Below are 13,625 nucleotides of genomic sequence, written 5' to 3' on the forward strand. Positions count from 1 at the left end.
ACCTCCTCCGGCCGGTCCCTCGTAAGGGACGATCATTCCCGTTAGGGAGTCTCACAGGCGTCGGGACTCGATGCGCGACGCTTCTGCGTGCTGCCCCGACGACCGGGCCAGACTAGCAGCAGCCCGAAGTGTCAAGGCGCTGCTTTGCCCGGTACTGACGAGTTCTATGCTCGCCGCATGGCAGATGTTCTTCCTCTGGTCGAGGCCCGGTTGCGCGGCGCGCTGGGCGAGCCGGACGCGCGCGCGGCGGTCACCTTCCTCGGTACGGACCGCATCGAGGTGCTCCGCTTCACCGACGGGGACGTCGTCCGCTACGCCACCCTCGGCATGTCGGCGCAGCCGATGAGCGACCCCACCGCGATGCTCGCCGACCCGGTCAAGGGCCCGCGCGCCGAACTGGTCCTCTCCGTGCGGGCAGGGCTCGCCGAGACCGACAAGGTGCTCCGCCCGCTCGCCGTGCTCGCCGCGTCCCCGCAGGTCGAGGGCGTGGTCGTGGCCCCGGGCGCCTCGCTCGACGTGGGTGAACCGCTGTGGCCCGGCGCCCCGTTCACCTCGGTCCTGGTCGCCGAGCCGGGCGGTCTGGTCGAGGACCTGGAGCTCGACGAGCCCCTCGACCCGGTGCACTTCCTGCCGCTGCTCCCGATGACCCCCAACGAGGCCGCCTGGAAGCGCGTCCACGGTGCCCAGGCCCTCCAGGAGCGCTGGCTGACGCACGGGACGGACCTCCGGGATCCGTCCCGGAGGTCCGTCCCGCTGGACTGAGCCCCGCGTGAGCAAGCTCACCAAGTACTGGCCGGAAGCGGTCAGTTGGCGAACACGGTGACGCTGTCCTCGACGGCGTGCCGGGGTGTGAGTTCCTCGGCGTCGTGGGTGAGCGCCTTCCGCCGTACGACGACCACGAGCGCACCCAGTACCGCGGTCACCGCCGCCACCACGAACGGGATGCGGATGTCGGTCCACTCCTCGATCTTCGGCGCGAAGTAGGGCGCCGCCGCGGCCGCGAACCAGCGCACGAAGTTGTAGCCGGCGCTCGCCACGGGGCGCGGCGCGTCCGACACGCCGAGCGCCAGCTCCGTGTAGACGGTGTTGTTCACGCCGATGAAGGCGCCGGACAGGATCGTGCAGACGATGGCCGCGGTGTGGTTGCCGTAGCCGAGGACGAGCACGTCGGCCGCGAGCAGGACCAGTGAGCCGCCGAGCACCTTCAGCGAGCCGAACCGCTCCTGGAGGCGCGGCGCGGCGAACACCGAGAACACGGCGAGCAGCACACCCCAGGCGAAGAACACGGCACCCGACTTGTACGGGGTCATGTCCAGCACGAACGGGGTGAAGGCCAGCACGGTGAAGAACGTGTAGTTGTAGAAGAAGGACGAGACGGCCGCCGAGGCGAGACCGCCGTGGCCGAGCGCCTTGAGCGGGTCGAGCAGGGACGTCTTGCGGGCCGGCTTCGGCTGCTCCTTCAGGAACACGGTGATGCACAGGAAGCCGATCGCCATCAGGAAGGCCGTGCCGAAGAACGGGTAGCGCCAGCTGGCGTCACCGAGCAGGGCGCCGAGCAGCGGGCCGCACGCCATGCCGAGGCCGAGGGCGGACTCGTACAGCAGGATCGCCGCCGCGCTCCCGCCGGCCGCCGCGCCGACGATGACGGCGAGGGCGGTCGAGACGAACAGGGCGTTGCCCAGGCCCCAGCCGGCCCGGAAGCCGACCAGTTCACCGACCGAGCCCGAGGTGCCGGCGAGTCCGGCGAAGACCACGACGAGGGCGAGGCCGAGCAGCAGGGTCTTCCTGCCGCCGATGCGGCTGGAGACGAAGCCGGTGACCAGCATGGCGATCGCGGTGATCAGGAAGTACGAGGTGAACAGGAGGGAGACCTGGCTCGCCGTGGCGTCCAGGCCCTTGGCGATCGACGGCAGGATCGGGTCCACGAGTCCGATGCCCATGAAGGCGACGACGGACGCACCTGCCGTCGCCCACACGGCCTTCGGCTGGCGCAGGATGCCGCCGGCTCCCGCATCGAAGGGGTCCATGGTCTTTCCTCCACTCTCGACGAGGCTTCACGGTGATGGTTGGTATATACACATACTAAGTTAGGGTGGCTAATAAATGCAAGCTACATCTAACTTCGGCCGGTGATGCCGGGGCGAACCGCTTCCGACCGGACGGGTGATCGTCCTTGACGTGGCGGGGCGAGGGTAGGACCGTGGGGCCCTATGAGGGGCGAACCCAGTTGCCCGAAGTGTGGTGGCCGGGTCAGGGCTCCCGGACTCTTCGCCGATAGCTGGCAGTGCGATGTGCACGGGACCGTGCATCCGCTGCAGCCCGTGATCCCGCCCAGCGTCGAGGCCCTCGGTGTCGTGGTGCATCGCACGCAGGTGCCGGTGTGGATGCCCTGGCCGCTGCCGGTCGGCTGGCTGTTCACGGGCGTGGCCTGCGCGGGTGACGACCGCAGCGGCGGCCGTGCCACGGCGGTGGCCTGCACGGGCCCCGGCCCGCTCGGGGGTGTCGGCGAGCTGATCCTCGTCGCCGAGGAGCTCGGGGTCGGGCTCGGGGCGCGGTACGCGGGGATCGACGGGCCGGACCCGGGGCCGTACATGAGCGTGGAGAAACCGGCGCAGGCGAAGGTGCTGGCCGCGGGACGGCCGACTCCGCTGTGGCATGTGGCGGGGGTGCCGGACGACCGGGCGGTCTTCGCCGGGGAGGCGCTCGGCCTGTGGTTGTGGGCGGTCGTCTGGCCCGAGCAGTCAGGGCTCCTGATGTACGACGAACTGGTGCTGACGGATCTGCGGGACGCCGGGGCGGAGCTGGAACTGGTGCCGTGCGGCGCGCTGTCGCCGCGCTTGCTGAAGCCGTGACTGTCTTGCCGAGACCCGGCTGTCGTGCTGAAGCCGTGGCTGTCTTACCGAGACCCAGCCGTCCTGGGCTGAGGTCCTGACGTCTTGCTGAAGCCCGGCTGTCTTCCTGAGGCCCGGCTGTCCTGCTGGGGCCCTGATGTCTTGCTGGAGCCCGGACTGTCCTGCTGGCCCCGACTGTAGGGGGCGCACCCCGCCTGCGGATGTGACAGCGGACCTGGAAAATCCGGTTATCCTTGAGCGTCCCTCCCCGTCCCGTCATCGCCTGGAGTCCGCGTGCGCATCGATCTGCACACCCACTCCACCGCCTCCGACGGTACGGACACCCCCGCCGAGCTGGTGCGCAACGCCGCCGCTGCCGGGCTGGACGTCGTCGCGCTCACCGATCACGACACGACCCGTGGACACCGCGAGGCGCTTGCCGCCCTGCCCGCCGGGCTGACCCTCGTCACCGGCGCCGAGCTGTCCTGCCGGATCGACGGGGTGTCCATGCACATGCTGGCCTACCTCTTCGACCCCGAGGAGCCCGCGCTGCTCGCCGAGCGCGAACTGGTGCGGGACGACCGGGTGCCGCGGGCGCGGGCCATCGTCGCGCGGCTCCAGGAGATCGGGGTACCGGTCACCTGGGAGCAGGTCGCACGGATCGCCGGGGACGGGTCGGTCGGTCGGCCGCATGTTGCCACCGCGCTCGTCGAGCTCGGCGTAGTGGCGAGCGTGGACGAGGCCTTCACCCCGGACTGGCTCGGCGACGGCGGCCGGGCCCACGTGGCCAAGCACGAGACCGACCCCTTCGAGGCGATCCGGCTGGTCAAGGCGGCCGGTGGTGTCACCGTGTTCGCCCACCCGGGCGCGAGCAAGCGCGGCCGCACCGTCCCGGAGTCCGCGATCGCCGAGATGGCCGCCGCCGGGCTCGACGGCATCGAGATCGACCACATGGACCACGACGAGAAGACGCGCGTACGGCTGCGCGGGCTCGCCGCGGACCTGGGGCTGCTCGTCACCGGCTCCAGCGACTACCACGGCAGCCGCAAGACGGTCGCCCTCGGCGCGCACACGACGGACCCCGAGGTGTACGGGGAGATCACGCGGCGGGCGACGGGCGCGTTCCCGGTGCCGGGGACCGGCGGGGCCTGAGGTCAGGCCCGGCTCCCCTGTTCATCTCTCTTCTTCTGCAAGGCTTTCATGTTCGACGTCGCCGTCTTCGGCTCGCTCTTCCTGACCCTCTTCGTGATCATGGATCCCCCCGGGATCACCCCGATCTTCCTCGCCCTGACCGCCGGCCGCCCCGGCAAGGTGCAGAAGCGGATGGCCTTCCAGGCCGTCTGCGTGGCGGGCGGTGTCATCGCCGTCTTCGGGCTCCTCGGCCACCAGATCCTCGACTACCTGCACGTCTCCGTGCCCGCGCTGATGATCGCGGGCGGGCTGCTGCTCCTGCTCATCGCCCTGGACCTGCTGACCGGCAAGACCGACGAGCCTAAGCAGACCAAGGACGTGAACGTGGCGCTCGTACCGCTGGGCATGCCGCTGCTGGCCGGCCCGGGCGCGATCGTCTCCGTGATCCTCGCCGTGCAGAAGGCCGACAGTGTGGCCACGCAGGTCTCGGTGTGGGTGGCCATCCTCGCCATCCATGTCGTGCTGTGGCTGGTCATGCGGTACTCGCTGCTGATCATCCGGGTCATCAAGGACGGCGGGGTGGTGCTGGTGACACGGCTCGCGGGCATGATGCTCTCCGCGATCGCCGTCCAGCAGATCATCAACGGGATCACGCAGGTCGTGCACGCGAGCTGACTCCGGTCCGGGAAGCCGAAAGGGCCCCGGTCGAAGAGACCGGGGCCCTGAAGCTTGTGCGGGGAGCCGCGTCCGAAGCGTGTGTGTTGATCGCGTCCGGGTCGTCCGAGTCGTCCGAGCCGTCTGCGGTGAGTATCAGTGAGTGTTACGAGGCCGTGGTGTCGGCCGGACGGATCCACAACCGCTGCCCGATGGCGGCGGCCTGCTGAACGATCCGGTTGACGGAGGCGGCGTCCACGACGGTACTGTCCACGGGCGTGCCGTCGACGTCGTCGAGTCGCATGATTTCGAAGCGCACAGGCTTCTCCCTTCGTCTGGTCATCCTCCTGCGGAGAATTGCTGCGTACATAGGTATTCAACGGGGTGCGTGTTACAAACATTCCCTACGCTAAAGAAATTTTTCGAACGACTAACTACTGACCGGTAAGCGAGCCTTCGGGAACTCATTGGGACCGGTTGTGTTCGCAGCGTGACCGCCGGGACAATGGAGGCGATGAACGACGACCTCGCGCCCCTGAGCGCCCGCATCGACCGCACCAACGAGCTGCTCCAGCGCATGCTCGCCGAGGTGGCGAAGACGCCCTCGACCCATGCGATCTTCGTCGACGCGGGATACCTCTACGCGGCCGCGGGACGACTCGTCGCCGGCACCGAGGACCGCCGCGCCTTCGACCTCGACGCCGAGGGCCTGATCGAGGCCCTCATCGACCGGGCCCGCACCATCTTCGCGGACAGCAGACTGCTGAGGGTCTACTGGTACGACGGCGCGAGACGCCGTATCCACACCGCCGAGCAGCAGTCCATCGCCGAACTCCCGGACGTGAAGGTCCGGTTGGGCAACCTCAACGCCAACAACCAGCAGAAGGGCGTCGACTCGCTCATCCGCACCGACCTGGAGTCCCTGGCCCGCCACCGCGCCATCAGCGACGCGGCACTCCTCGGCGGCGACGAGGACCTGGTCTCCGCGGTCGAGGCCGCCCAGGGCTACGGCGCCCGCGTCCATCTGTGGGGCATCGAGGCACCCGAGGGCCGCAACCAGGCGGAGCCCCTGCTCTGGGAGGTCGACAGCCAGCGCACCCTCGACCTCGACTTCTTCAAGCCGTACGTCTCCCGGCGCACCGCCGCCGCCTACGAGTCGACGGCCGCCCGGCCCACCCGCGAGAACGTCCGTTTCGTGGGCGCGCAGATCGCCGCGAAGTGGCTGGCGGAGCGGGGCCGGGAGTCGCTCCAGGAACTCCTGCCCGGCCACCCCTACCTACCGGGCTCGGTGGACCAGGACCTGCTGGTGGAGGCGGAGGGCCTGCTCCAGTACTCGCTGCGCGGCCAGTCGGATCTGCGACGGGCGCTGCGGGACGGTTTCTGGGAGCACGTGCAGGCGCAGTACTGACGCCTCAGTCGTCGTCGCCCGGGGCACGGCCGTCCCAGAAGTCGGCCAGGGCGCGGGCCGTGGGGAGCGGCTCGTCGGCGTTGGGGGAGTGGTCGGCGCCCGGGATCACCGTACGACGCGCCCGGAGCCGTACGGCCATGTCGTCCATGAGGGGGACGGGCCACGTGTCGTCCTGGGAGCCGGACAGGACGTGGAACGGCAGCGGGACGGCGGCCAGTTCGGCGACCCGGTCCGGCTCCGTGCACAATTGGCGTCCCGCGACGAGGAGTTGGGCGGGCTTGTTGCCGAGCCAGCGGCGGCGGAGCTGTATGACGTCCCCGATGCCCTGTGCGGGGCCGCCGACCTCCTCCGGAGGGCCCATCGCCAGAATCGCGTCCCACACCTTGGCCATCGTCATCGTCCCGAGCGCGTCCCGCAGCAGCTTGACGCGCTGCTGCTGGGAGTCGGAGATCTGTGCCGGGCCCGAGGAGACGAGGGTGAAGGACAGGAAGGGGGAGTGGTCGAGGAGGACGGCCGCGCGGGAGACCTGGCCGCCCATGGAGTGTCCGACCAGGTGCACGGGTGTCCCCACGGCGGCGGCCTGGGCGAGCACGTCTCGCGCCAACTCGTCCTGCGCGTAAGCGGATTCGTCGGTCTCCGGGCCGTCCGACTCGAACTGCCCACGCCCGTCCACGGCCACGACCCGGTACCCGCGTGCCGTCAACGGCCCGTGCAGCAGCGTGAAGTCCTCCTTGCTCCCGGTGAACCCCGGCACGAAGAGGGCGGTGCCCTTCCTGGCGACACCGGCGGGCACGTCCGACTCCACGACCGCGAAGTCACCGCGGGCGGTGTGCAGGGGGTAGGCGCGGGCGCCGGGGGGCAGGGCGAAGACGGCTCGGGTGCTCACGGGGTGAGGGTAGCGGGCGGGGTGGGCCGCAGTGGGTCTGCGGGTGCGCGGTCGGGTGCGGGTGCGTGGGGGCTGGTCGCGCCCACGCGGGGGAGCCGCACATCAACACAGCCCCGCGCCCCTGAGCGGTTGCGGTGGGAGTTGGTCACGCGGTGCCCGGCGCTCCTCGGTGGGTGCGGTGGGAGTTGATTACGCGGTGCCCGGCGTTCCTCGGTGGGTGTGGTGGGTGTTGGTCACGCGGTGCCCGGCGCTTCTCGGTGGGTGCGGTGGGAGTTGGTTACGCGGTGCCCGGCGTTCCTCGGTGGGTGTGGTGGGTGTTGGTCACGCGGTGCCCGGCGCTCCTGGGGGAACGCCGACGGCCCGGCCCCCGTGAGGTGGGCCGGGCCGTTCGGTGTGGGGTCAGCTGTCCGCGGGTTCCGTGGCAGCCGTCTTGCGGGTGCGGCGCCGCGGGGCGGCCGGCTCCTGGTCGGCCTGAGCCGGGATGTCGGCGGTCACCGCGGGCTCGGCGGCCTTGCGGGTGGTGCGCCGACGGGGCTTGGCCTCGGCGACCTCGGCCGTGGCGGTCTCCGCGGGGGCGGCTGCGGCGGTCTTGCGGGTGCGGCGCGGCTTGGTGGCCGTGCCCTCCGCGGTGTCCGCAGCGGCCTCGGCGGCCTTGGTCGCGGCCGTCTTACGCGTACGGCGCGGCTTGACGGCCTCGGCCACCTCCGGCTCCTGGACCGTCTGGACCGGGATCTCGGCGGCCACGGCCGGCTCGGCGGCCTTGCGGGTACGGCGGCGCGGCGCGGTCGCCGTGGCCTCAACCGTGTCGACAGCGGCCTCGGCGGCCTTGGTCGCGGCCGTCTTGCGGGTGCGACGCGGCTTGGCTTCGGCAGCGGTCTCGGTGGCCTCGGCCGTGGCGATCTCGGCGGGGGCGGCAGCCGTGGTCTTGCGGGTACGGCGGCGCGGCGTGGTGGCCGTGCCTTCCGCGGTGTCCACAGCGGCCTCGGCGCTCTCGGCTGCCTTGGTCGCGGCCGTCTTGCGGGTGCGGCGCGGCTTGGTCTCCGCGACCTCCGTGACGTCCGCGGCCTCCGTGACCTTCGGGGCCTCCACGGTCTCGACCGCGGCCACCGCTGCCACGGCGGGCTCCGCGGCCTTGCGGGTACGGCGGCGCGGCTTGGCCTCCGTGGCCTCGGCCGTGTCCACCGCAACCTCGGCGGCGTCGGCGGCCGGAGCCGCGGCGGTGCTCTTGCGGGTACGGCGCGGCTTGGTGGCCGGCGTCTCCGCGACCACCTCCGGCGCGGTCTCGACGACAGCGGCCTGGGCCTGCTCGACCGGCGCTTCCGCGGACTTGCGGGTCCGGCGGCGGCGCGGCTTGGCCGGGGCCTCGGTGTCGAGGGACGGGCTCTCCGCCGTCGTGACCGCGGCCTCGGCGGCCTCGGACACGGCCGGCTCAGCCGTCACCGCTGCCGTGGTCGCCGTGACCGGCGCGGAGTCGGCCGCTCCGCCACGGGTACGGCGACGGCGGCGCGGCGTACGGGTCGCGGTGCCGTCCTCGGGCGAGGAGGCCGGCGCGGACACGCTGTTCTCCGACGGGGCGACCGCCTCGGCGGGCGCCGTGGTGTCCAGCGCGCTCCCGCCACGGGTACGACGGCGACGGCGCGGCGTACGCTCCGAACGCTCGCGGTCGGCGGAGCGGGACTCGTCCCGGCCACCCCGGCCACGACCCCGGTCCCGGTCGCCGCGGCCACGCGCACCGCGTCCGCCCGGCTCGCCCAGGTCCTCGAGCTCCTCCGCGTCGAGCCCGGCGCGGGTGCGCTCGGCGCGCGGCAGGATGCCCTTGGTGCCCGCGGGGATGTTCAGCTCCTCGTAGAAGTGCGGGGAGGTGGAGTACGTCTCCGGCGGGTCGTTGAAGTTGAGCTCCAGCGCCTTGTTGATCAGCTGCCAGCGCGGGATGTCGTCCCAGTCGACGAGGGTGATGGCGATGCCCTTGGCACCCGCGCGGCCGGTACGGCCGATGCGGTGCAGGTACGTCTTCTCCTCTTCGGGCGACTGGTAGTTGATGACGTGGGTGACACCCTCGACGTCGATGCCGCGGGCGGCGACGTCGGTGCAGACGAGGACGTCCACCTTGCCGTTGCGGAAGGCGCGCAGCGCCTGCTCGCGGGCGCCCTGGCCGAGGTCGCCGTGGACCGCGCCGGCCGCGAAGCCGCGCTGCTTGAGCTGGTCGGCGAGGTCGGCCGCGGTGCGCTTGGTACGGCAGAAGACCATGGCCAGGCCCCGGCCGTCGGACTGCAGTATCCGCGCGACCATCTCGGGCTTGTCCATGTTGTGCGCGCGGTAGACGAACTGCGCGGTGTTCGCGACCGTCTTGCCCTCGTCGTCCGGCGCGGTGGCGCGGATGTGGGTGGGCTGGGACATGTAGCGGCGCGCGAGACCGATGACCGCGCCCGGCATGGTCGCCGAGAACAGCATGGTCTGGCGGCGGGCCGGCAGCAGGTTGATGATCTTCTCGACGTCGGGCAGGAAGCCCAGGTCGAGCATCTCGTCGGCCTCGTCGAGGACGAGCGCCTTGATGTGGCCCAGGTTGAGCTTCTTCTGTCCCGCGAGGTCCAGGAGCCGGCCCGGGGTGCCGACGACGACGTCGACGCCCTTCTTGAGGGCCTCGACCTGGGGCTCGTAGGCGCGGCCGCCGTAGATGGCCAGAACGCGGACGTTGCGCACCTTGCCGGCGGTCAGCAGGTCGTTGGTGACCTGCGTGCAGAGCTCACGGGTCGGGACGACGACGAGCGCCTGCGGGGCGTCGGTGAGGTCCTCGGGCCTGGCGCGGCCGGCCTCGACGTCGGCGGGGACGGTGACGCGCTCCAGGAGCGGGAGGCCGAAGCCCAGCGTCTTGCCGGTGCCGGTCTTCGCCTGGCCGATGACGTCGGTGCCGGAGAGGGCGACCGGGAGCGTCATCTCCTGGATGGGGAACGGGTTGATGATGCCGACGGCTTCGAGGGCCTCGGCCGTCTCGGTGAGAATCCCGAGATCGCGGAAAGTCGTAGTCAGGGTGCTGCCTCTTCTGTGTGCGCGGTGCGAGGCGAGCGCGGGGGGTCGTCATAACCGTGCTGGGGACGTCGGCTGCCTTACGGGCGAAGCCGTAATGGCACGGGACCACTGCCGACGCTCTAGCGCTCGTACCGCTGAGGGTCCCCCTCCGAACTCCGTACGCACAGTGCCGTACGGGCGAGGAGGGCTGTCGGGTCGGAGCCGATCGGGCCACCGACCGGGCATCCTCATACGTGCGGCCTGTCGAGGCACGGCGCACTAGTGAAGTGCCGTCGTACCAGCAGGCGCATTACCACCATACCTCGGAATCGCGCACATGTGATGGCCGATTTGGTCACGTCGTCGTCGTCACACTGATTGACCAGGGACTTCCGAGGCGCGGCGAGCGGACTATTGTGCGCTTCATGACGACGCCTGACAACACCTCTGACGCACCCGCCGAACGCACCGGAGTGGCCGCCCAGGACTGGGCCCAGGCCGCCACGGAACCGCAGTACCGGGCCGCGGTCGTCGATCTCCTCGGCGCACTGGCGTACGGCGAGCTCGCGGCCTTCGAGCGGCTCGCGGAGGACGCCAAGCTGGCGCCGACCCTCGCGGACAAGGCGGAGCTGGCGAAGATGGCGTCGGCCGAGTTCCACCACTACGAGAAGCTGCGCGACCGGCTGGCCGAGATCGGGGAGGAGCCGACACTCGCCATGGAGCCGTTCGTCGCGGCCCTGGACGGCTTCCACCGGCAGACGGCGCCCTCGGACTGGCTGGAGGGGCTCGTCAAGGCGTACGTCGGCGACTCGATCGCCAGTGACTTCTACCGCGAGGTCGCCGAGCGGCTCGACTCGGACACGCGCGAGCTGGTCCTGGCCGTGCTCGACGACACCGGGCACGCCGGGTTCGCCGTCGAGAAGGTGCGCGCGGCGATCGACGCGGAGCCGCGGGTGGGCGGTCGACTCGCCCTGTGGGCACGGCGGTTGATGGGGGAGGCGCTGTCGCAGTCGCAGCGGGTGGTCGCGGACCGGGACGCCCTGTCGACGATGCTCGTGGGCGGCGTCGCCGACGGCTTCGATCTCGCCGAGGTGGGCCGGATGTTCTCCCGCATCACCGAGGCCCACACCAAGCGGATGGCCGCGCTGGGGCTCGCGGCGTAGTTGTCGGGGGCGGCGGGGCAGCCCGGCCGAGGGCACGGGTGCCGGCTCGGCCTCTTGCCGGGGCGCCTTGACGTGGGGAGGCGGCTGATCTCCTACCGGGGCCGCCCGGGGGAGGCGGCTGATCTCCTATGGGGCCGCCCGGAGGAGGCCGCTGATCTCCCACTGAGGGCGCCCAAGGGAGGCTGCCGGTCTCCCGCCGGAGCTGCCGGGGCGGTGTCACTGGCGAGAGGCCGGTCTCTGCTGCGGCTGCGGGCGCTCCACTGGGGCGCCTGCTTCACGTAGGCCTTTCCGGTTTCAGGGCTGGTCCTGCCTGACAGGACCAGCCCTGAGCAGCCTGACTCCAGTGAGGCCGCGCCTCCTGGCGCGCGACCCCCGCCGCCGCCCTACTCGGCGTCCCCGTTGCCGCTCTTCACGCCGTGGCTGAGCGGCGGAGTCTTCCCGACGGGCGCAGCAGGAGGGACAGTGAGGCGACGGAGACGACCGCCGCGCCCAGCAGGATCAGCAGGACATTGCCCGGGTCCAGGGCGGTGTGCGTGACGAAGGCGCCGAAGAGGGCTCCCGCGGGGCCCGTCGCGAGGACCAGGGACCGGGCGGGCAGACGGTGCGAGAGGCGGCGCAATGCCACCCCCGCCAGCACCAGACCGAGCAGTGCGGAGCCGAGCGCTTCGAACAACATCATGGAGTCCCTCCCACACGGCCACACTGCCATCACGGTCGTAGCCCGTCATACCCGTGACCTGCGGAATGCAATCCTCCCCGAGGCGCGAGTCGTGCTCCGTACGGGGAGGGGAGATTCCGGGCACAACGCGAGGAGGGGCCCGGCGACTTCATGTCGCCGGGCCCCTCCTCGTCGTCTGCCTACAGGGCGCCGAAGCCCACCTTGCGCGGAGCCGGCTCACCGAGCTCGACGTACGCGAGACGGTCGGCCGGGACGAGGACCTTGCGGCCGTGTTCGTCCACCAGGCTCAGCAGCTGAGACTTGCCGGCCAGCGCGTCCGCCACCGCCCGCTCGACATCCTCGGCGCTCTGACCGCTCTCCAGAACGATCTCGCGGGGCGCGTGCTGCACGCCGATCTTGACCTCCACGGCTATGTCCCTCCGACGGTCAGTGAAGTGCGCGACCTTCCGCGCCGTACCCAGCACACATTAGCCCGGTGAGGGGACGTACACGCTCCGCCTGAGAACGCCAACAGCGAACACCGGACGGGAACAAACGACCCGCACGCGCACGTGCGGGTCGGATGGTGTTGCCGGCGGCGCACCGCCGGCGGCCTCAGTGGTGGTCGGTGCCGTGCAGCGGGAAGCCGGCGATGCCCCGCCACGCCAGCGAGGTCAGCAGCTGGACCGCCTGGTCGCGCGGCACGCTGCGGTCGCTGTGCAGCCAGGAGCGCGCCACGACCTGGGCGAGGCCACCGAGCCCGGAGGCCAGCAGCATCGCCTCCGCGGGCGAGAGGCCGGTGTCCTCGGCGATCACGTCGCGGATGGCCTCCGCGCACTCGTTGGTGACCTTGTCGACGCGCTCGCGGACCGCGGGCTCGTTCGTCAGGTCCGACTCGAAGACGAGACGGAAAGCGCCGCCGTCGTCCTCGACGTACGCGAAGTACGCGTCCATGGTCGCGCGGACGCGCTGCTTGTTGTCGGTCGTCGACGCCAGCGCGCTGCGCACGGCCTGGATCAGCGACTCGCAGTGCTGGTCCAGCAGCGCCAGGTAGAGGTCGAGCTTGCCCGGGAAGTGCTGGTAGAGCACCGGCTTGCTGACGCCGGCCCGCTCGGCGATGTCGTCCATCGCGGCCGCGTGGTAGCCCTGTGCCACGAAGACTTCCTGCGCGGCACCCAGCAGCTGGTTCCGTCGGGCACGGCGGGGCAGTCGCGTCCCTCGCGGGCGCGCCGCCTCTGTCTGCTCGATGGCTGTCACGCCGCCTCCCAATGTCGTCCACGTGCGGTGTGCGCCGCGCCGCCATCGTACTTTTCGGTAACCGTGCTGTGCGCGGTGCGGACGCAGAATTTCACGGACCGGACAGTGACGAAAGCCACTCAAAGGTTTCAAACAGGGATCCGACGGGCAGGGCCCGCTCCGTTTGTGTCCCGTTCCTGCCTGGAATGGCTCGGTGTCACCGGTAGTCGTCCTCGTCGATCGAGACCACCCTGGCCTGCTCGATCAGGTCGGCCTCGCTGGCCAGGCCGGGGTCCACGCCGGTCAGCGGGTCGTCGCGGTCCGGCGCGATGTCGGTGTGCTGCTCGGCCGCGTCCACCTCCGGAGCCTCGACGTCGAGCTCGACGTCGTCGGACTCTTCCTCGAAGGCCTCGGGGTCGGTGGGGTCGTGGGCCATGGCGGGCTCCCTTCCTAGAACGTCCCTGATGCGCACAGGGGGCCACATGCGGGTGCCCTGCCTTCGAGCCTAGGAGACACCCGATCTGGACGCCATGCGATGCGCCTGCGATGCGAGTGCGGTGAATGTGGGCGGTATGTGCCCCGTGGACCCCGGTGACGGCGCCCCGTACATGTGCTCTGTGATGGCGAACACATGAACCAGTGCGTGATCGTC

Annotated in this window: 14 protein-coding genes; 6 read left to right on the top strand and 8 right to left on the bottom strand. The window is 71.2% G+C overall.

The window, feature by feature from the left end; all coding sequences use genetic code 11:
- Positions 1 to 177 precede the first annotated feature (177 nt).
- A complete protein-coding gene (locus AQJ54_RS03525; RefSeq protein WP_062024012.1) occupies positions 178 to 762 on the top strand; it encodes a suppressor of fused domain protein in 585 nt (194 codons plus the stop codon).
- Between the two features lie 41 nt (positions 763 to 803).
- Here AQJ54_RS03525 and AQJ54_RS03530 read toward each other — a convergent pair whose 3' ends face one another.
- A complete protein-coding gene (locus AQJ54_RS03530) occupies positions 804 to 2,027 on the bottom strand; it encodes an MFS transporter (RefSeq protein ID WP_062024013.1) in 1,224 nt (407 codons plus the stop codon).
- Positions 2,028 to 2,210: 183 nt separating this feature from the next.
- Between AQJ54_RS03530 and AQJ54_RS03535 the strand changes: the two genes are divergently transcribed.
- From AQJ54_RS03535 to AQJ54_RS03545, 3 genes are all read left to right on the top strand, one after another.
- A complete protein-coding gene (locus AQJ54_RS03535; RefSeq protein ID WP_062024014.1) occupies positions 2,211 to 2,852 on the top strand; it encodes a DUF6758 family protein in 642 nt (213 codons plus the stop codon).
- Between the two features lie 273 nt (positions 2,853 to 3,125).
- Positions 3,126 to 3,983 (top strand): PHP domain-containing protein, encoded by an 858-nt coding sequence (locus AQJ54_RS03540; protein ID WP_062233799.1) that lies wholly within the window; start codon positions 3,126 to 3,128, stop codon positions 3,981 to 3,983.
- 48 nt (positions 3,984 to 4,031) lie between these two features.
- Positions 4,032 to 4,637 carry a MarC family protein gene (locus AQJ54_RS03545; protein ID WP_062024016.1) on the top strand — a complete coding sequence of 202 codons (606 nt, stop codon included), beginning with the start codon at positions 4,032 to 4,034 and terminating at the stop codon, positions 4,635 to 4,637.
- Between the two features lie 145 nt (positions 4,638 to 4,782).
- Here AQJ54_RS03545 and AQJ54_RS44820 read toward each other — a convergent pair whose 3' ends face one another.
- The gene (locus tag AQJ54_RS44820; RefSeq protein WP_020136747.1) at positions 4,783 to 4,935 is read right to left on the bottom strand and encodes a hypothetical protein; all 153 of its coding nucleotides are present in this window, start codon (positions 4,933 to 4,935) and stop codon (positions 4,783 to 4,785) included.
- Positions 4,936 to 5,130: 195 nt separating this feature from the next.
- Between AQJ54_RS44820 and AQJ54_RS03550 the strand changes: the two genes are divergently transcribed.
- Positions 5,131 to 6,024: an NYN domain-containing protein gene (locus AQJ54_RS03550; RefSeq protein ID WP_062233802.1), complete on the top strand. Its 894-nt coding sequence runs from the start codon at positions 5,131 to 5,133 to the stop codon at positions 6,022 to 6,024.
- Between the two features lie 4 nt (positions 6,025 to 6,028).
- Here the strand turns inward: AQJ54_RS03550 and AQJ54_RS03555 are convergent, their stop codons facing one another.
- Positions 6,029 to 6,910: an alpha/beta fold hydrolase gene (locus tag AQJ54_RS03555; RefSeq protein ID WP_062233804.1), complete on the bottom strand. Its 882-nt coding sequence runs from the start codon at positions 6,908 to 6,910 to the stop codon at positions 6,029 to 6,031.
- Between the two features lie 399 nt (positions 6,911 to 7,309).
- The gene (locus AQJ54_RS03560) at positions 7,310 to 9,844 is read right to left on the bottom strand and encodes a DEAD/DEAH box helicase (protein ID WP_062233807.1); all 2,535 of its coding nucleotides are present in this window, start codon (positions 9,842 to 9,844) and stop codon (positions 7,310 to 7,312) included.
- Between the two features lie 497 nt (positions 9,845 to 10,341).
- On the opposite strand from AQJ54_RS03560, the gene AQJ54_RS03565 reads away from it, so the two are divergent.
- A complete protein-coding gene (locus AQJ54_RS03565) occupies positions 10,342 to 11,079 on the top strand; it encodes a ferritin-like fold-containing protein (protein WP_207917350.1) in 738 nt (245 codons plus the stop codon).
- Positions 11,080 to 11,488: 409 nt separating this feature from the next.
- On the opposite strand, the gene AQJ54_RS03570 is transcribed toward AQJ54_RS03565, so the two are convergent.
- From AQJ54_RS03570 to AQJ54_RS03585, 4 genes are all read right to left on the bottom strand, one after another.
- Positions 11,489 to 11,755, bottom strand: coding sequence for a hypothetical protein (locus AQJ54_RS03570; RefSeq protein ID WP_062024221.1), 267 nt, complete (start codon positions 11,753 to 11,755; stop codon positions 11,489 to 11,491).
- Between the two features lie 182 nt (positions 11,756 to 11,937).
- Positions 11,938 to 12,165: a DUF3107 domain-containing protein gene (locus tag AQJ54_RS03575; protein WP_020136741.1), complete on the bottom strand. Its 228-nt coding sequence runs from the start codon at positions 12,163 to 12,165 to the stop codon at positions 11,938 to 11,940.
- A gap of 187 nt (positions 12,166 to 12,352) precedes the next feature.
- Positions 12,353 to 12,994 (bottom strand): TetR/AcrR family transcriptional regulator, encoded by a 642-nt coding sequence (locus AQJ54_RS03580; RefSeq protein WP_028809475.1) that lies wholly within the window; start codon positions 12,992 to 12,994, stop codon positions 12,353 to 12,355.
- A gap of 196 nt (positions 12,995 to 13,190) precedes the next feature.
- A complete protein-coding gene (locus AQJ54_RS03585; protein ID WP_062024022.1) occupies positions 13,191 to 13,409 on the bottom strand; it encodes a hypothetical protein in 219 nt (72 codons plus the stop codon).
- Between the last annotated feature and the right edge of the window lie 216 nt (positions 13,410 to 13,625).

The organism is Streptomyces griseorubiginosus, assembly GCF_001514195.1.
Classification (GTDB): Bacteria; Actinomycetota; Actinomycetes; order Streptomycetales; family Streptomycetaceae; genus Streptomyces; species Streptomyces griseorubiginosus.